This window comes from Stenotrophomonas chelatiphaga (genome assembly GCF_032054965.1).
In the GTDB taxonomy this organism is placed as follows: Bacteria; Pseudomonadota; Gammaproteobacteria; order Xanthomonadales; family Xanthomonadaceae; genus Stenotrophomonas; species Stenotrophomonas chelatiphaga.
Map to the genome: position 1 here is coordinate 577,254 of NZ_DAMBRS010000001.1, position 17,970 is coordinate 595,223.

A 17,970-nucleotide genomic window follows, 5' to 3' on the forward strand; every position below is an offset into this window, starting at 1 on the left:
GCTGCACACGCCCCGCACACGCCGGTCACTCCGCGGGTACGGACGCACAGGTATCAGTAGGACCCGGTTTCAAGAAGGATGTCCCGATGCATGCAGCGACCGCACACGGCAGGAATGCTGTCTGCACGGGGCTCCCACACCCAAGCACCTCGGCTGACTGACATGGACCGACTCTCCGACCACGCCGCCCCCGCGCTGGAGGCGGCCGCACGTGAGGTGATGGCAGGCCAACCCTGCCTGCCGCTGCCGGGGCGTGGACACACCCTGGCGCGCTGGCGCGAACTGGCCGCCATTGCCGCGCGCGACCTGTGCCTTGCCAAGGTGCTGGAAGCACACTACGACGCCCAGGCGATCCTCTCCGACCTGCACGCAGCGCCACTGGATCGACAGTCGCTCGCGGCGGTATGGGCCGCTGAAGGGCCGCAGGCCACCTTGGTGTTCGACCCCGCGACCGGCACGGTGAGTGGCGATAAACCCTGGTGCTCCGGCGCAGGGCTGGTTGACATCGCACTGGTGACGGCGCGCGGCCCGGAGGGGCCGCAACTGCTGCGCATCCATGCCGATGCGGCCGGTATCCGGCTTCGCCCGCAGACCTGGCACGCAACCGGCATGGGTGGCATCCCGAGCGGCTGCGTGCAGTTCAGCGACGTCCCTGCCGAGCCAGTGGGCAAGCCCGGCGCGTACCTGTCACGGCCGGGTTTCTGGCATGGCGGGGCCGGCATCGCCGCATGCTGGTATGGCGCAGCCGCGGCACTTGCGGCGCCGCTGCAACGCTCGCCGCGCGTGGCGGGCGACGCACAGACCGCCTCGTTGCTGGGCCAGGTCGACATGCAGCTGCAGTCGGCGGCTGCCCTGATGCGCGAACTGGCGGCGTGGATCGACGCGATGCCGACCGCGCCGCACCAGGCCGACGTCCTGCGCGTGCGCAGCGTGGTGGAGCGGACCTGCACGAACGTGCTGGATGCGGTTGCGCGGGCGCTCGGCCCGGGGCCGATGTGCTTGGACGATGACCACGCACGTCGTTGGAGCGACCTCACCGTTTTCATCCGGCAGAGCCATGCCGACCGGGACTGGGCTGAACTCGGCCGCGCCGTGCAGGCACAGGAGCGGCCATGGACGCTGTGACCCCGCAGCGGATCGAAGGGCAGGGCACGCTGGAAGCAGACTGGGCTGGCAGCACGTGGCTGGCTTCGCTGCCGATCTCGCCGGCGCGGGACCTGCTCGAGGGCACGCGCCGGCTGCTGGTGGTGTCTCCCCACCCGGATGACGAAGTGCTGGCCTGCGCCGGGTTGATGCAGGCGGCGCTGGCGCATGGCGTTGCCGTGCACGTGGTGTCGGTGACCGACGGTGAAGCTTGTTACCCGGACCAGGCCTTGTGGCCGCCCGCCCGGCTGCGTGATGCACGTCGCCACGAGCTGGCGCAGGCCGTGCGCGTGCTGGGGCTGGATGCCACCCATGTCACCCCGCTGGGGCTTCCCGATGGCGGGGTCAGCACCCACGAAGCAGAGCTGACCGCACACCTGACGGCACAGCTGATGCCGGCTGACCTGATCATCGCGCCGTGGATCGGCGACGCGCACCCGGATCACGAGGCCACCGGTCGTGCCGCGCTTGCTGCCGCCCACGCGCGCGGCGCACGGGCGCTGCAGTACCCCGTATGGGCCTGGCATTGGCTGGATCCCGATGCATCCGCCGCCCCCTGGCCGATCGCCATGCGCATCCCGATGGACGCCGCCATGCGTTCGCGTAAACGCGAGGCCATGCAGGCGTTCGCCACCCAGACCGGCGACGTCGAGGGGCTCGATTGCCAGCCGATCCTGCCGGCGCACGTCACCGCACGTTTCCATCGCGCTTTCGAGGTGCTGATCGGATGAACACCGCCGCCTATTTCGACGCGCTGTACCAGCAGGCCGATCCGTTCCATTACCGCAGCCGCTGGTACGAGGCGCGCAAGCGGGCCCTTACCCTGGCCTGCCTGCCGCGTCCGCGCTACACAAATGCCTGGGAACTCGGCTGCTCCAATGGGGTGCTCACGGCGGAACTGGCCGCGCGGTGCGATGCGCTGCTGGCAACGGACATCAACCAGCAGGCGCTTACCGAGGCCGCCGGATCCGTCAGTGACTGCCCCCATGTCACCCTGCAGCGTGCCCATCACCCTGGCCAGTGGCCGCCGGGACGCTTCGACCTGATCGTGGTCAGCGAGGTCGGCTACTACCTGGATGCGGGCGAGCTGCAGCAGATGGCGCTGCAGCTCGACGACAGTCTTGCCGAAGACGGCCTGCTGCTGGCCTGCCACTGGCGGCATCCGTTTGACGAGGCGCGCAGCACGACCGAGAACGTCCATCGTCTGCTCCGCGGTGGCCTGCTCGACGTATTCAACTATCAGGACGAAGACCTCCTGCTGCAGGCGTGGAGCCGGCAGCCGACCAGTGTGGCGACGTGGGAGGGGCTGCGATGATCGCAGTGATCGTACCGGCGCATGATGAGGCGGCCTCCATTGGCCGCTGCCTGGCGGCGATTTCCCTGGCCGCCGCCCACCCCGGCCTGCGCGGTGAAGCGGTCCAGGTCGTCGTGGCGCTGGATAATTGCAGCGATGCCACGGGGTCTGTCTGCAGCCTGCAGGGTGCTTCCACGGTGACCCTCAACGCACGCTGCGTCGGCATCGCGCGTGCGGCGGCAGCGGATCATGCATTGGCCTTGGGTGCGCGCTGGATCGCCAGCACCGACGCCGATACCGTCGTGCCTGCCGACTGGCTCTGCCGCCAGGTGGAGTGCGGGGCGGATGCCTTCTGCGGCGTGGTGGAGGTCGTGGACTGGCTGGACTATCCGCAGGCCGTACGCGATGCCTTCACCCGCAAGCCAGTGACCGATGGGCATCGGCATATCCATGGCGCCAACATGGGTATCAGCGCGTCGGCGTACCTGGCGGCAGGCGGCTTCAGCGCCGTGGTCACCGGCGAGGATGTCGCCCTGGTGCATGCGCTTGAGCAGACACACGCCTCGATTGCCTGGCTGGCGCAGCCCGCTGTTGCCACCAGCGCACGACGGACCGCGCGGGCACCACACGGCTTCAGCGGGTTCCTGCGCGCACTCGAACGCGAGGTACTGGACGTGGCACCGGCGCTGTCGCCGGTACCGGTACTGCAGCGGTGACCTTCCAGCCGGTGGATTTGCTGGGCTGGGCGGCCACGGTGGTTCTGATCCTTACGCTCGGGCGCCAGATCCACAAGCAGCACCAGGCGGACTCGGTCGAAGCGGTGTCCACCTGGTTGTTCATCGGCCAGATGACCGCCTCCGTGCTTTTCATTGCCTACAGCGCAATGGTCGGTTCGACCGTTTTCGTGGTGACCAACACGCTGATCCTGGTCACCGCCATCACCGGGCAGGTCCTGGCCGTACGTCGACGGCGACGTCAGGCCGGCACGTGATCCTTCGCGCCTTCCACACGCCGAGCGCAGGATTCGTTCGCGTGCGCTCACATACCGTAGGGTCCAGCCCTTGCACGGAACACCAACCATGACCCAACGTGCCCCCCGCATCCACACCGAGGCCGCCGCCATCGACCGCCTCAAGGCGCTGCAGTCCGAGCTGGATGCGGAGATGATCGCCGAACTGCACATGCAGGACGGAAGCGTACTGGTCGGCACCGTGGTCGAACGTCCTGCCATCCAGCAGTTCCTCGACAGCGATGGCAACGAAGGCAGCAATGGCCTGCTGCGCCTGGATTCCGGTGAGGCCCCCGTACAGCTGCTGTGGCTGGACCAGGTGCAGCGCGTGGTGCGGATCGGCTCCCGCTGACCCTACCTGCCGCACGGTCCCTGGCTAGGCGGGCGGCAGCCCCGGGTCGATCCCGGTCAGCTGCACCGAGATTTCCCACAAACGGCTAGCAGCCACCGGATCCAGGGCCGATTCCGCCCGCCTGGCCGGGCCTGATACGCCTCGCGCCTGTCCCAGTCCGGTGGGGCCATAGTAGCCGCCGGGCTCAATGTCGCCGGTCGCTGCCTGCAGCGTCGGCCACGCGCCCTGAACGGCGGTGTTGAGGAACCTCCCCACCAGCGGGCCGGCCCACTGCGCGATGCCCACATGGCGGCCCAGGCGGGTATACGCCACGCCAGGGTGACAGCCCACCGCCACGATGTGCGAGTGCGCGGCACGCAGGCGCCGGTCCAGTTCAAACAGATGCAGGGCGTTGGCCAGTTTGCTGCTGCGGTAGCGCGCAGCCCGCCGATAGCCGGCCTCGGCATTGAGGTCATCCCATTCCATCCTGCCTTTGAAGTGGGCGATGCTCGAGGTGATCACGACGCGCGCGCCCCGCGTCTCGGCGAGTTTTGGCAGCAGCAGGGACGTCAGCGCAAACGGTCCGAGGTGGTTGACCCCAAGCTGCAGTTCGAACCCCTGCCGCGTGCGCGTCAGCGGCGGAATCATCACCCCGGCGTTGTTGATGAGCCCATCGATCCGCGCTTCCTGCTGCGCCACCGCGACCGCGGCGCGTACCGAATCCAGGTCAGCCAGATCCAGCGGCATCCAGGCCAGATCCGCCCTGGGTGCGCTGTGGCGGAGGTCGACAGCGGCGGCCTCGAACGTTGCGGCATTCCGACACCCGAGCAGCACGCGGGCGCCACGAAGCGCCAGCACGCGCGAGGTTTCCAGCCCTATGCCGGCATTGGCACCGGTCACGATGAAGGTCTTGCCCGACTGATCGCGCACGTGCGCCGCGGTGAATCCAGCAGAGGCTGGCATGGTGTGCTCACAGGCTGAAAGAGATCAGCACGACGCTACCCCACGGGAAGCGGTGCGGCCAGTAGTCTGATCTTTCGCGCGACGAAGCGTTCCATCACGCGTTGACGGTTTTCCGTCAGCGTGTCGTTTTTATGAAAGCGCCATGGCTATCATCCTCCCGCTGACGCACTGCGGCATTTGGTCGCAGCAGCGCCGCATCAGCGGGCGTGGACCCACGGCGGATGAGCATTCCTCTGCCCAGGCCCACCACCCATCTCACCCGGAATCCCTGTGGCATGGCCGATGGCCGCGCCCGGCGAAGGGTGCTGTCTGCAATCCAGAGGTCCTCATGCAAAGCGTGTCATCCAAACTTGCCCAAGGCGCCGGCATTCTGTTCGCGCTGCTGGGCGTGCTGCTCGCCGCCGGTGGCGTGTGGCTCATCACCCTGGGCGGATCGTGGTTCTACCTGCTGGCCGGCGCCGTGCTCGCCGCCACCGGCGTCGCCCTGGTCCGCCTGCGTGCCAGCGCGCTGTGGATGGCGCTCGGCCTGCTGCTGTTCGCCGCTGTGTGGGCGCTGTGGGAAGTCGGGCTGGACTTCTGGCAGCTGGTGCCGCGCCTGATCGCCTTCCTGGTGGTCGCCATGGTGACCGCCGCCTTCGCGCCGCGCCTGCATCGCCGCGACCTGTCGCCTGCACTGCGCTGCCGTCCCGCCGGTGTGCTGGCCGGTGTACTGGCGCTGGGCCTGGTCGGCTTCTTCGCCGGCATGTTCCTGCCGCATCCCACGGTGGAAGCCGATGGCTCGCGTGCCGAGGTCACCAATGCTGCTGCAGGGCAGGGCGCCGGCAACGACTGGCCGGCTTACGGACGCACCAGCAGTGGCGATCGTTACGCCCAGTTCGACCAGATCAATACCACCAACGTGAAGGATCTGCAGGTCGCGTGGACCTACCGCACCGGCGATCTGGCCATCGATGGCGCCGAGTATCAGGTCACGCCGTTGAAGATCGACGACACCGTGTACCTGTGCACCCCGCTCAGCAAGGTCGTGGCGGTCGATGCCACCACCGGCAAGGAAAAGTGGCGCTTCGATCCGAAGGCCGTGGTCAGCGAAAGCACCCAGGGCTGGAAGCGCTGCCGTGGCGTGGGGTATGCCGACCTGGATGCGCTGGACACCGCCACCGCCACCGCTGCCGGTGCCACCACCGCGCCCGCACAGGCGGTCGCCGCCAACACCCCCGCTGCACCGGCGATCTGCCGCAAGCGCATCATCGAAACCACCATCGACGCGCGCCTGCTCGCGCTGGATGCGGAAACCGGCAAGCTGTGCGAAGACTTCGGTGACAAGGGCTACGTGGACCTGGGCATCGGCATCGCGCCGGCCCCGAAGGACAGCGACGCCGGCACCTACAACGTCACCTCCGCGCCGCTGGTGGCCGATGGCGTGGTGATGGTCGGCGGCCGCTTGAACGACAACCTCACCGTCGGCGAACCGGGCGGCGTGGTGCGTGGCTATGACGTGGTGACCGGCAAGATCCTGTGGGCATGGGATGCCAAGCGTGGCGCCACCGACAGCACCCCGCTGCCGGAAGGCCAGCTGTACCCGCTGGAAACCCCGAACTTCTGGGGCACCGCCGCCTATGATCCGAAGCTGGGCCTGGCCTACTTCCCGCTGGGCAACCAGACACCGGATTTCTGGACCGGCAACCGCCACGACTACTCCGATGAGTACACCGATGCGGTGGTCGCGGTTGAGCTGAAGACCGGCAAGGAGCGCTGGCACTTCCGTACCGCCAACATCGACCAGTTCGACTATGACGTGTCCTCGCAGCCGATCCTGTACGACATGCCCGGCAAGAATGGCGAAACCACGCCGGTGCTGGTGCAGCTGACCAAGCGCGGCCAGGTGTTCGTGCTGGACCGCCGTACCGGCCAGCCGGTGGTGCCGGTGGAATACCGCAAGGTCTCCACCGATGCGATGCCGGGCATGAAGGTGGCCCCGACCCAGCCGCATTCGGCGATCGCCGTCGGCGTGGAGCCGTTCAAGGAATCGGACATGTGGGGCGCGTCGATCTTCGACCAGCTGTACTGCCGCATCCAGTTCAAGCAGATGCGCTGGGAAGGTGAGTTCACCCCGCTGTCGGACAAGCAGCGCACGCTGATCTACCCGGGTTACTACGGTGGCTTCAACTGGGGCGGCGGCGCGGTCGACGCCAGTACCGGCACGCTGATCGTCAACGACATCCGCATGGCGCAGTGGGGCCGCTTCATCAAGCAGGAAGAAGCCAAGCGCATCGGCTACAAGCCGTCCACCGAAGGCGAGTACTCCACCCAGACCGGCACGCCGTGGGGCGTGGAGCGCTCGATGTTCGTCTCGCCGCTGGGCGTGCCGTGCTTCAAGCCGCCGTTCGGCACGATGACCGCCATCGACCTGTCCACCGGCAAGACCCGCTGGCAGGTGCCGATGGGCACCATCAAGGACGCGCCGGTGCATGGCATCGCCCCGGGCGTGGACATCCCGCTGGGCATGCCGACGATGGGTGGCCCGCTGGTGACCAAGGGCGGCCTGACGTTCTTCCACGGCAGCCTGGACTACTATGTGCGCGCCCTGGACAACGACACCGGCAAGGTCCTGTGGCAGGGTCGCCTGCCGGTGGGCGGGCAGGGCGCTCCGATGTCCTACGTGGGCAAGGATGGTCGCCAGTACGTGGTGGTGGTGGCTGGCGGTGCAACGCGCACCGGCACCAACGACAACCGCGGCGATTATGTGATTGCCTACGCCCTGCCCAAGGCCGGCAAGTAAGTCCGCCCCTTCATTGAGTGCGCCATCGATGACTCCCGTTGCCCCCAGCCGCTCCGCCCGTACGCCCCGCCTCGCGCAGGTGGCCGAGCTGGCCGGTGTCAGCGAGAGCACCGTCGACCGCGTGCTCAATGAGCGGGGCAGCGTGTCCGATTCGATGCGGCTGCGGGTGATCGCTGCAGCACGCCAGCTGGAACTGCGCCGGGTCCTGCCCAGCGTGCACCACGGCGTGCTGCACATCGACGTGGTGATGAGCAACGTCAACACCCCGCATTACCAGCGGTTGGAAGCCGCCTTGATGTCACAGGTGCAGATGCTCGGCACCCGCGTCAGCCTGCACCGGATGTTCTGGGACGAGAAGGACGAGGCTGCGTTGATCCGCTTCCTGGAGCACCCGCCGCATCCGCGCGCGGGCCTGCTGGCCTTCGTGCGCGACGTGCCCTCCATCCGCCTGGCCCTGCGCCATGTGCAGGCGCAGGGCATTCCGGTGGTGACCGTGACCAGCGATGTCACCCAGATCGCCCCCCATCCGTATGCCGGCATCGACAACTTCAAGGCCGGCCGCGCCGCAGGCTATCTGGTCGGGCGCTTCACGCACCGGCCCGGCAGCGTGCTGCTGTACGTGGCATCCACGGATTTCGGTGATCACCGCGAACGCGTAGCCGGCTTCCGCAAGGTCATCCACGAACGCTTCCCGCACCTGGACGTGCGCGAGCCGGTGGCCCACCACGACCAGCCGGACATGGCGCATGCCTCGCTGGATGAACTGCTGCGCCAGCGCGATGACGTGGTGGCGATCTATGACACCGGATCGGCTGCGGCCGGCATCGCCAAGGCGCTGCGCAGGCGCGCCCCGACGCCGATGCCGGTATGGATCACCCACGAAGCAACGCGCGAACATGCCGAATTGATGGCACGCGGGAAGATCGCCGCGGTGATCGACCAGGACCCCGAAGCGCAGGCCATCCAGGCCCTGCAGTACATCCTGCACCAGCGCGGCGAGCTTGATTCGCCGCCGCCTGCAGGGCCCACCCGGTTCCGCATCATCACCCCCGAAGATGTCGACCCCGGCGAACTGCTTGCCTGACATGTGGTAACGCCACCCCACGCAACGACTGCATGGCGTGATGCCATGCCGGAGACCTCCCCCATGAATCGTCCTACCCCCTGCCGGCACTGGCTGCCGCTGGCTGGCCTGTTGCTGTCATCCAGCGTTTCGGCCGCACCGCACCTGTTGCCCGATGCCGACGGACGCCGCGCTGCGCTTGCAGCACGCGGCGTTGAACTCACCGCCAGCTATACCTCCGAAGATGCGACGAACCTTTCCGGTGGAAGCCGGCGCACCGGCACCCACGTCGGCCAGCTGGCGCTGGGTGCAACGCTGGACCTTGAACGCCTGGCCGGCTGGTCCGGGCTGCAGGCGCAGGTGTCGGTGACGCGTCGCGATGGCGCCAACCTCAACGAACGCGCCGCACTGGGTCAGCTGCTGCAGAGCCAGGAAGCCTACGGCCGCGGCCGCATCTGGCGGCTGGGCAGCCTGTGGCTGGGCAAGCAGTGGAACGAGGGCCGGGTGGGGCTCAAACTGGGTCGCATGGCCGTCGGCGATGATTTCAACACGCTGGACTGCACCGCGATGAGCCTGGCGTTCTGCGGCAGCCAGCCGGCGATGATCGTCGGCGATTACTGGTTCAATGGGCCGCTCAGCCAGTGGGGCGCGGTGCTGGACGTCGCACCCACCGAACAGACGTACCTGCGCCTCGGCGCGTACCAGGTCAATCCACGCTACGCCGATGAAAGCGGAGGCGGCCTGCGGCTGGCCCCCTCCGGCACCGTCGGCACGCTCACCCCCGTGGAATTGGGCTGGCAGGGCAGGGTGCGTGGATTGCAGGGTCACTACGCAGTGGGCGGCTGGTACAGCAGCGCGCCGCGGGCCGACGCCTGGCAGGACCAGGCAGGTGGCGCATGGGCCAGCAGCGGTCTGGATGCGGCCCTGCGCAGCGGCGCCTATGGGGGCTGGATCAGCCTGCGCCAGCAGTTCAGCGCGGGCGACGGCAGCAGCGCGCAGTCGGGCCTGCGTGGCCAGCTGGACCTGGTCCGTACCGATCGCCGTACCGGCAACATCGATGCCACGGTCCATGCCATCGCAACCTATACCGGCATCGGCGCGCGCGCCTCGGACCAGATCGGGCTCGGCGTGGCCGCTACCGAAGTCAACCCGCGCTACGCACGGCAGGCCAACGGGGCGCAGGGCAGGGCGAAGACCGAGTACACCGCCGAAGCGTTCTACGTCTGGCAGGCGTGGCCGGGCGTCAGCGTGCAGCCGGTCGTGCAGTACGTGGTGCATCCGGGCGGGCTGTCCCAAAACCACGATGCGATGGTGCTGGGAGTCAAGACCAACCTCGCGTTCTAAGGACGGCGCGGCGCTCAGCCCGCGTGGGCGTCCCAGACCACCATCACCTGTTGGATTGCCGCATCCATGGCCTTGAAGGTCTTGCCATCGCGGGCCAGCGTGGTCAGGCCCAGCAGGAAGCTGTCGAACACGAACGCCAGTGCGGCCGGGTCGGTCCGTGGCCGGAGATCGCCCTTGGCGATGGCGCGATCCACGCAGGCCCGGATGCCGGCGCGCGTGTGCGCACGCGAGCGGGTAAGCGGCGCGGTCAGCGCGGTGAGTTCCGGCGAGGGTGCACTCATCACCCCGAGCGCCACCATGCAGCCCTTGGGGTGGCCGCGCTCGCACTGCATCCGGGCCGATCCGCGCAGGGCGAGTTCCAGCGCCTCGCGGGGCGCCAGCGCGGTGTCCCACAAGCAGTGGGTCACCTGCGCGAAAGTGGCCAGGTAGCGCTCCATGCACTCCTTGAACAGCGCCTCCTTCGAGCCGAACGCGGCGTAGAAGCTGGGCCGGCCTGTTGCCGCTGATGTCCGCCGGCCTCGACATCACCCCGGCGATGGCAGGGCAGACCGTCACCGCCTATGCGCTGGGATCGGTGCTGGCAGCGATTCCACTGACCATCGCCACACAGAAGTGGCGGCGGCGCAACGTGCTGTTGCTGACCATCGTCGGTTTCCTGGTGTTCAATTCCATCACCGCGCTGTCCACCGACTACAGCCTGACCCTGGCGGCACGCTTCTTTGCCGGCGCAGCCGCAGGCCTTGCGTGGAGCCTGCTGGCAGGCTACGCCAGGCGCATGGTGCAACCCGAACAGCAGGGAAGGGCGATGGCGATCGCCATGGTGGGAACGCCGATAGCGCTCTCGCTGGGTGTACCATTGGGCACCTGGATGGGCGGCCTGCTGGGCTGGCGAACCGCATTCGGCGCCATGTCCGCGTTGACCGCCCTGCTGATCATCTGGGTGCTGGCCAAGGTGCCCGATTACCCCGGCCAGTCGGCAGCCCAGCGGGTGTCACTGCGCAAGGTGCTCAGCACCCCGGGCGTGCGTCCGGTACTGGCCACCGTGATGGCCTGGATGCTGGCCCACAACATCCTGTACACCTATGTGGCACCGTTCGCGGCCCACGCCGGGCTCGGCAACCGGGTGGACGTGCTGCTGCTGGTGTTCGGTGCCGCCGCGCTTGCGGGTATCGGCGTGACCGGCAAGCTGGTGGAGCGCCACCTGCGCAGCACCGTTCTGGCATCACTGGCGACCTTCTTCGCGATCTCCGTGGTGCTGGCGCTTGCGCAGGGCCTGCAGCCGGTGGTGTATGGCTGCGTAGCGGTCTGGGGCCTGACCTTCGGCGGCGCGGCGACCCTGCTGCAGACCGCCTTGGCCGACAGCGCGGGGGAGGGCGCCGATGTCGCGCTGTCACTCAATGTCGTGGCCTGGAACAGCGTCATCGCCGGCGGCGGTGTCGTGGGTGGCGTGCTGCTGGACCAATGGGGCCCACAGACCTTCCCGGCCGCGATGGCCGTGCTGCTGGCGATTGGATTCCTGATCGCATGGCGCGCGCGCGTGCATGGGTTTGCCGCAGGCCAGCGTGCGGCCGTTACCGGCCACTAGTTGTTGATGTCTGACGCGCTGGCAGCCGCATGTGCGGGTCTCCTTGCATCGGCGCGGCCGTCATTCGCCAGCGCGTGCTGCCAGAACGTCCCAGATCCGCCCCTGCCGTTGCGCGGCGGTGGTGATGTTGATCATTGCCTGTTGCCCCAGCCGATCCTGCAGCTGCTGCAGGTACAGGCTTCGCGGGCTCACCACGTGGCCCACCGATTGCATTCGGCCGGCCGGCTCTTCAGGCGGAAACTTCCCAGGTTGGACGTGGCCGACCTGTCCCACGCTCCAGTTCATCGCGAACGGCGGCGCCTGCACCACCAGGATATCGTGCTCGGCATTCCACAACATCTGCTGGGCCCCGGCCCAGCCGTGTCCGGAGCCGCTGTACCGACGGTTCTGCGCACGCAGCATGTAGCCCCTGGTGTTGTCGTACAGCACCCCGGTCGACCAGCGATGATGCGGGCCGCTGTCATTGCTGTCGTCCACCGCCAGGCAGTCCAGGTAAACGTTCGGACCGGGTACCCGCGCACCGGTGACGAAGGTATGCCGTCCGCCGTGGTTGTAGCAGCGTTGGGTCAGGTTGAAGGCGGAATTTCCTTCGTACAGGAACACGTAGCGACGCGCGCCCTGGGTCTGTCCATAGCGTGGATCGAGGTAGGCGATATCCTGGAAGGTGTTGAAAAGTGCGCCGTTACGGGTCACGAATCCATGCGAAACGTAGCGCACGGTGACATCGCGGATCCACGAATCGCGCACTGCACCGAAGCGGATGCCGGTGAAGGGGCCGGTGTCGGCAGTACCATTGACCGTTCCCGTTTCCCGGTTGCCTTCCAGTCGCAGGTCCTCGATGCCGACCTCGGCTATGCGCTCGGGACGGGTGCGGTAGACGCTGCCGCCACCGAAGCGCGACTCGATGGCATCCATGATCGGCGCATCAAGGCTCAGCGTGCCCCGGTCCACGGCGGTGACCACGCGTTCGTTGTACACGGTGTAGTCAGTGGCGACCCAGCCATAGCGCGCGGTATCGATACCATCGGGGCCCAGCCAGCGCGCATTCGGCTCCCTGACAACGGCTACCGGATCACCGACCCGATAGCCCGCCGTGGATGCCACGTTGACCCGCATCGCCCCCACCGGCACATGATCCGCACGGATCCGGGTCCGGCGCGGGTCCTGGTCCGCAGCGGGCATGCGTGATTCGGCGTCACCGACCTCGATGATCCTGCCCTGGCGTTCGGTGACGGTTGAACGGATCACCGTACCGTCTGCGCCGCGGCCTTCACCGCGCAGCACCACCCCACCGGAACGAAGGGTCAGTGTCCGGCTCACCGTGTAGTGGCCGCGTCGCAGCAGGACGGCGCCGCGCAGGCCCCGGCTGTCCGCAGGTCGTGCAGCGACCGCATCGATGGCCGCCTGGATGCGCGGGTAGTCGTCCCCGCCAGCGACCGGCGCGACGATCTCCAGCACCGGAATGCTGGAACGGGCCGGCAGACTGACGCCACCTCCCCGGTATCCCGCGCGTGAGAAGTCCGGCACGATGTTGCGAGGACGCGTCGCCCCGCGCTCGGCATAGAGACCGTAGTGCAGGCGCTGGCTGTCGCCGCTGAGCGCAACGAGTGGCGCATCTGGCGACGCATCAACGGGATGGGTGAATGGCCCCGGCGCAGCGCTCGCATCAGCTGCACTTGCTTTGTCCGGGCCAGCAACGTGCGGGGTGACGTCAGCCGGCAGGGCATCGGCGCTGCAGCACACCGAGGCGCAGGCGAGAAGGAGTCCGAGGATGCGCATCACGGTGGGCTGACAGGTCCTGTGTCGACCCGGAATCCTAGCATTGGACCAGCAGCCTCACGACGAGGACGCCATTGGCAGCCTTTTCCGCGCCGAGCGTGAGTTGCCGCGGTCAGTCCGGGTAAGCGCGTTGGCCCACCGTCGCCACCGCAAGTTCCAGCATTGCCAACGCGGCCAGTGCCCAGATGAAAGTGGACGTGCCAGCGGCCACCAGCAGCCATCCACCCAGCGCAGGAAAACCGAATATCCCGATGAAGTAGGCGACCACGAACCAGGTCAGCGCCGCGTGGCGGTTTTCCAGTGCCGATGCATTGACCGCCCAGGTCTGGATCACAGGGTACAGCAGCCCGTAGCCGGCGCCGGTCAGGATGGCGGCTGCGGCATGGAAGGCCGGATGCACGGCGCTGCCGTGCAGGCACACCAGTCCGGCGACAAGGCAACCGAGCAGGCAGATGATGACCGGCCTGCGCGGCCAACGTGAAAGGTGGCGCACCAACAGCAGCCGCAGCAGCACCGCGGTCCCTGCATGCAGCGCGAAGAAGGTGCTGGCACTGGCCGCGCTGCCATCGGTGAGCGAGCCCTGGAAGGCCATCATTCCGGAGAACACGGCCCCGCCCAATCCGGCCATCAGGATCGGGCGGATCGCCACGGAACCGGCCAGCACGCGGATGTCGCGCACCCACGGACGCAGCATTTTCCGCTGCGGTGATCGCGGTTCACGGATGCCGAAGGACGCCAGCAGGACCGCGGCCAGCAGGCCTGCGATACCAACCCACAGAAACGCGGATGCAAACGGCAGGCCACCACGTTCCAACAACGCGGCGAGCACGATCGGGCTGCCGCAGATGCCGGTCATCTGGAACGCGCTGAAGCGGGTGAAACCGGGGCCCCGCTCGCTGTCATCCAGCCGTTCGGACATCGCCAACGGTGCGCCGAGATAGAACATGCCCCAGCCCAGGCCGATCAGCATGGCGGCCAGGCGGGGTAGGGAAGCCGGCTCGATTCCACCCAGGCTTCCCAGCAGCAGGTAGCCGACTGCCATGGCCAGCGCGCCCAGTGCCGCCAGGCGCGCGGCATCGACCCAACCCGCGCACCAGCCCACCAGCGGCACGCCCAGCAATGTCCCCAGCAGCGCCATGCTGAGCGTGGTGCCTGCATCCAGTTCACTGCCGCCTTGGGCAAGAAACCACGACGTGACCAGGAAGGTTGCACCGTAACCGGCAGCACTGAAGAGCGTGCCGAACAGGATGAGCGGCGGGGAATGGGGGCGCATGGGTCAGCTCCCCGGCGGCGGGGCCGCTGGCACCATCGACCTGAGCGTTGCCACCGCCTCGGCAAGACGTGCGCCGACGTGCCTCACTTCCTCTTCGGTATTGAACCGACCTATTCCGATGCGCACGCTGGACTGGATGCGCGCCTCGCTGGCACCCAAGGCAAGCAGAACGTGTGACGGCGACTGCTGCGCCGACGTGCAGGCCGAGCCGGAGGACAGCGCGATGTCCGGCAGTTCGAGCAACAGCGAGGAGGCATCCACGCCGGCGAAGGAAACATTGAGCGTGCCGGGCAGACACGCGGTCAGGTGGCCGTTGATCTCCACGCCGGGCACGTGGGTAACAAGATAGCGGCGAAGGGTATCCTTGAGCCCGCGCACCCGCCACGATTCAGTTTCCAGGGTCTGCTGTGCCAGTTCCGCCGCGCGACCGAAGCCGACGATGCCGGGCACGTTGAGCGTGCCCGAACGCAGGCCGCGCTCATGCCCGCCGCCTACGATCAGCGGTGAGAGTGACAGGGTCGGGTTCGCCGAATCGACGTACAGCGCGCCGATGCCCTTGGGTCCGTGGATCTTGTGCGCGGAAAACGAGGCCAGGCTGATGTTCATGCGCCTGACATCGATGGCGACCTTGCCGAACGCCTGGGTGGCATCGGTGTGGAAGGGAATGTCGCGTTCCCGGCAGAGGGCGCCGATGTCTTCCAGCTGCTGCAGCGTGCCGGTTTCGTTGTTGGCGGCCATGATCGATACCAGCCGCGTGTCTGCCCGGATCGCGCTTCGAATGTGCCGCGGCGAAACGATGCCGTCAGCGGCGGGGGGCAGGCAGGTCACCGACACGCCGTTGTCGGCGAGGCGGGCACAGCTGTCCAGCACCGCCTTGTGTTCGATCATCGAGGTGATGACATGGCCACCGGACGCGCCTTGGAGCGAACGCAGTCCGGCCAGCGCCAGGTTGACCGACTCGGTCGCACCGGACGCGAAAATGATATCCGCCGGCCGGGCCGCATTGATCGCCTTGGCGATTGCCGCCCGCGCCGTGTCAACGGCATCGCTCGCAGCCCAGCCGAAGGCATGGCTTCGGCTGGCGGCGTTGCCATAGCAGCCTGTCATGTACGGCATCATGGCCTGCAGGACGTCCGGATCCAGTGCCGTTGTGGCATTGTTGTCCAGGTAGATCGCGTGCTGCCCGTCATGCATCGGTGCGCCCCGATGCCGCTGCTGCAGACGCCTCTGCAGCGGCGCCTGCGGGCTTCGGCGCGATCCACGCGCCCTGGCTTACCACGCCACAGTCGCTGACCAGGTTCAGCCGGATCGTGGAGGTGCTGCCCAGCAGGTGGCAGAGCTGGAGGCCGCGCCCATACGCAAGTCGTCCCGACCATGCACTGTCTTCGAAGAACACCTCCAGCAATGTCGTGCCGGATGCCGCATCGCCGGCCGCACGCGCGAAGTACTCCGTGGTGATGGCGGCGCAGGTCAGCCGCTGCGTAGGCACCTGCGGATCTTCGCCAGCCGGCGGCTCCGTGATGCCGGCCAGCATGCTGCGCACCAGGCGTTCGGGCACGCCTCCGAGGGCCAGGGTATGGGACAGATGCTGGCGGGCGGAATCCTCGCGGATGGCGTGGATGTCGCCAAGCGCTATCTGATGACGCGTGGCAGCAGGCTCGAACACCGTGCGGATGGCGGGATGCAGGTGGCTCAGACGGGGACGCCGCTTCTGCGAATTGCTGAGTCCGTCATCCAGGAACTGCGTACGGAAGATGCCGCGATGATCGAAGGCCACCGACACCCGCGGCATCGGCAGTCCAGCCTCGCGATAGCCACGCGCGAGGGCAAGGGCGGCGTCGAATGCCCGAAGCTGGGCCTGGACCTCGATCACGCCGTCACTGTCGAGTGAAACACGGGAATTGCCGGCCAGGATGCCGACCCCGCCGGGCCGGTGCGGTGGTACGCCTGGGACCTGTTCAGAACGCTGTGCTGCACTACCCATGTATCCTCCGTTGAATCGGGTTGATCCATCCGTGACGGGCGCCGGACGCCGTCTTGTTGAATCAAGTCTAGAAGTGCAGGGGGAATGCTCAATGGGCTATCACGACACCTCATTGCGTAATCCGCCGCCCCGTATGATGGCTCCAGGTTTCGCCCCAGGATCGACACTCCATGTCTGTTGCCATGCACGAACTCACTGCGCCCGCGTCGCGCCCCCCTGCATTCCGCGTGGCCGCGTGGTTGCTGATGCTGCTCGGCATGTGGCTGGCGCTGCGGCTGGGGCTGGTGGTGACACTGCTGTCGGGGCTGCTGGTCTTTCACCTGACCCATCTGCTCGCCGGACTGGTGGAGGGCAGGCTGCCTCCCGGTCGTGCCAGGGCGTTTTCGGTGATCGTGCTCGCGGTGCTCATCATCGGCGCCTTGAGCCTGGCCGGTGTCGGCCTGGCGGCCGTCTTCCGCAACCAGACCGGGGGACCGGACGCGCTGCTGGCGCACCTGATGGACATCCTCAACAGCTCGCGCCACCAGGTTCCGGCACTGCTGCGTGCCTATATCCCGGAGGACCTGGAAGCGCTGCGCACCGCGCTCAACGAATGGGCCGCCGAACACCAGCGCCAGCTGGGCGTGGCGGGTACTTCGGTGGTGCAGGTCGGCGTGCGGGTATTGATCGGCATGGTGCTGGGCGCGATGGTCGCGCTTTACGATGAAATGCCGCTGCCGCGCATGGGCCCGCTTGCGCAGGAGCTGGTCGGCCGCATCAGCCGGCTGGCCACCTCGTTCCGCCAGGTGGTGTTCGCCCAGGTCAAGATCTCACTGCTGAACACCCTGTTCACCGGCATCTTCCTGCTGGTGGTGCTGCCCGTGATGGGGGTCCAGCTGCCGTTGGCCAAGACCCTGGTGCTGATCACCTTCGTGGCCGGGCTGCTGCCGGTGGTGGGCAATGTCATCTCCAACACGATCATCACCATCGTGGCGCTTTCCGTGTCGTTCTACGTTGCCATGGGCGCGCTGCTGTACCTGATCGTCATCCACAAACTGGAGTACTTCCTCAACGCGCGCATCGTCGGTGGCGAGATCCGTGCGCGGGCCTGGGAACTGCTGCTGGCGATGCTGCTGATGGAAGCCGCCTTCGGGCTTGCCGGCCTGGTCGCCGCGCCGGTGTTCTATGCCTACATCAAGCGCGAACTGCTGGACCAGGGCTGGATCTGATCCAACGGTTGCGGTCCGGCGCTGCGATGCCTGACCCGGGCCGCGCTTCGCGCTCGCCGAGCGTGGCTCGGCGCTACCGATGCGAAGGTCCGCCGGCAAAGGTTCAACTGCCCACGGCAGGTGACAGCTGTCACTTGTTCCGCGCCGGTTTCCCGCCATGATTGTCATGCCGTAGCCGGGAGTTCCTGGCTCGCATCCCATCACTTCAAGGACGT

The 17,970-nt window shown here is 67.6% G+C and carries 17 protein-coding genes; 11 read left to right on the forward strand and 6 right to left on the reverse strand.

From position 1 onward, the window contains the following. The first annotated feature begins 162 nt into the window (after positions 1-162). The 6 genes from RTX79_RS02890 to RTX79_RS02915 all read left to right on the forward strand — a co-directional run bounded on the left by RTX79_RS02890 (position 163) and on the right by RTX79_RS02915 (position 3,798). Positions 163-1,125, forward strand: a complete 963-nt coding sequence (locus tag RTX79_RS02890) for an acyl-CoA/acyl-ACP dehydrogenase (RefSeq protein ID WP_123699152.1) — start codon at positions 163-165, stop codon at positions 1,123-1,125. Beyond that, positions 1,113-1,874, forward strand: a complete 762-nt coding sequence (locus RTX79_RS02895; RefSeq protein ID WP_312681677.1) for a PIG-L deacetylase family protein — start codon at positions 1,113-1,115, stop codon at positions 1,872-1,874. The genes RTX79_RS02890 and RTX79_RS02895 overlap by 13 nt, the downstream gene beginning before the upstream one ends. Then, complete coding sequence (locus RTX79_RS02900; RefSeq protein WP_312681679.1) at positions 1,871-2,458, forward strand: class I SAM-dependent DNA methyltransferase; 588 nt, start codon at positions 1,871-1,873, stop codon at positions 2,456-2,458. The genes RTX79_RS02895 and RTX79_RS02900 overlap by 4 nt, the downstream gene beginning before the upstream one ends. Then, positions 2,455-3,153 (forward strand): glycosyltransferase, encoded by a 699-nt coding sequence (locus RTX79_RS02905; protein WP_312681681.1) that lies wholly within the window; start codon positions 2,455-2,457, stop codon positions 3,151-3,153. Before RTX79_RS02900 ends, RTX79_RS02905 begins: the two co-directional genes overlap by 4 nt. Next, the gene (locus RTX79_RS02910) at positions 3,150-3,428 is read left to right on the forward strand and encodes a hypothetical protein (RefSeq protein ID WP_312681683.1); all 279 of its coding nucleotides are present in this window, start codon (positions 3,150-3,152) and stop codon (positions 3,426-3,428) included. Before RTX79_RS02905 ends, RTX79_RS02910 begins: the two co-directional genes overlap by 4 nt. Positions 3,429-3,516: 88 nt before the next feature. Beyond that, positions 3,517-3,798, forward strand: coding sequence for a DUF3247 family protein (locus RTX79_RS02915; RefSeq protein WP_057507614.1), 282 nt, complete (start codon positions 3,517-3,519; stop codon positions 3,796-3,798). A 24-nt stretch (positions 3,799-3,822) separates the two neighbouring features. On the opposite strand, the gene RTX79_RS02920 is transcribed toward RTX79_RS02915, so the two are convergent. Then, on the reverse strand, positions 3,823-4,740 hold the full coding sequence (locus RTX79_RS02920) for an oxidoreductase (RefSeq protein WP_312681685.1): 918 nt from the start codon (positions 4,738-4,740) through the stop codon (positions 3,823-3,825). A gap of 337 nt (positions 4,741-5,077) precedes the next feature. Here RTX79_RS02920 and RTX79_RS02925 point away from each other — a divergent pair, with 337 nt between their 5' ends. The 3 genes from RTX79_RS02925 (at position 5,078) to RTX79_RS02935 (ending at position 9,926) form a co-directional block, all read left to right on the forward strand. Further along, positions 5,078-7,519, forward strand: coding sequence for a membrane-bound PQQ-dependent dehydrogenase, glucose/quinate/shikimate family (locus RTX79_RS02925; RefSeq protein ID WP_312681687.1), 2,442 nt, complete (start codon positions 5,078-5,080; stop codon positions 7,517-7,519). A 28-nt stretch (positions 7,520-7,547) separates the two neighbouring features. Beyond that, positions 7,548-8,603, forward strand: a complete 1,056-nt coding sequence (locus RTX79_RS02930; RefSeq protein WP_312681689.1) for a LacI family DNA-binding transcriptional regulator — start codon at positions 7,548-7,550, stop codon at positions 8,601-8,603. Positions 8,604-8,666: 63 nt separating this feature from the next. Continuing rightward, positions 8,667-9,926 carry a carbohydrate porin gene (locus tag RTX79_RS02935; RefSeq protein WP_312681691.1) on the forward strand — a complete coding sequence of 420 codons (1,260 nt, stop codon included), beginning with the start codon at positions 8,667-8,669 and terminating at the stop codon, positions 9,924-9,926. 14 nt (positions 9,927-9,940) lie between these two features. Here RTX79_RS02935 and RTX79_RS02940 read toward each other — a convergent pair whose 3' ends face one another. Then, positions 9,941-10,363, reverse strand: coding sequence for a TetR family transcriptional regulator C-terminal domain-containing protein (locus RTX79_RS02940; RefSeq protein WP_312681693.1), 423 nt, complete (start codon positions 10,361-10,363; stop codon positions 9,941-9,943). A gap of 59 nt (positions 10,364-10,422) precedes the next feature. On the opposite strand from RTX79_RS02940, the gene RTX79_RS02945 reads away from it, so the two are divergent. Continuing rightward, the gene (locus RTX79_RS02945) at positions 10,423-11,511 is read left to right on the forward strand and encodes an MFS transporter (RefSeq protein ID WP_345784473.1); all 1,089 of its coding nucleotides are present in this window, start codon (positions 10,423-10,425) and stop codon (positions 11,509-11,511) included. A 60-nt stretch (positions 11,512-11,571) separates the two neighbouring features. On the opposite strand, the gene RTX79_RS02950 is transcribed toward RTX79_RS02945, so the two are convergent. The 4 genes from RTX79_RS02950 to RTX79_RS02965 form a co-directional block, all read right to left on the reverse strand. Continuing rightward, positions 11,572-12,969 carry a hypothetical protein gene (locus tag RTX79_RS02950; RefSeq protein WP_312681697.1) on the reverse strand — a complete coding sequence of 466 codons (1,398 nt, stop codon included), beginning with the start codon at positions 12,967-12,969 and terminating at the stop codon, positions 11,572-11,574. A gap of 433 nt (positions 12,970-13,402) precedes the next feature. Further along, positions 13,403-14,563: an MFS transporter gene (locus RTX79_RS02955; RefSeq protein WP_312681698.1), complete on the reverse strand. Its 1,161-nt coding sequence runs from the start codon at positions 14,561-14,563 to the stop codon at positions 13,403-13,405. Positions 14,564-14,566: 3 nt separating this feature from the next. Continuing rightward, the gene (locus RTX79_RS02960; RefSeq protein WP_312681700.1) at positions 14,567-15,757 is read right to left on the reverse strand and encodes a cysteine desulfurase family protein; all 1,191 of its coding nucleotides are present in this window, start codon (positions 15,755-15,757) and stop codon (positions 14,567-14,569) included. Continuing rightward, positions 15,750-16,547, reverse strand: coding sequence for a hypothetical protein (locus RTX79_RS02965; RefSeq protein ID WP_312681702.1), 798 nt, complete (start codon positions 16,545-16,547; stop codon positions 15,750-15,752). Before RTX79_RS02965 ends, RTX79_RS02960 begins: the two co-directional genes overlap by 8 nt. A gap of 182 nt (positions 16,548-16,729) precedes the next feature. Between RTX79_RS02965 and RTX79_RS02970 the strand changes: the two genes are divergently transcribed. After that, on the forward strand, positions 16,730-17,755 hold the full coding sequence (locus tag RTX79_RS02970; protein ID WP_312682196.1) for an AI-2E family transporter: 1,026 nt from the start codon (positions 16,730-16,732) through the stop codon (positions 17,753-17,755). Positions 17,756-17,970: the final 215 nt, after the last annotated feature.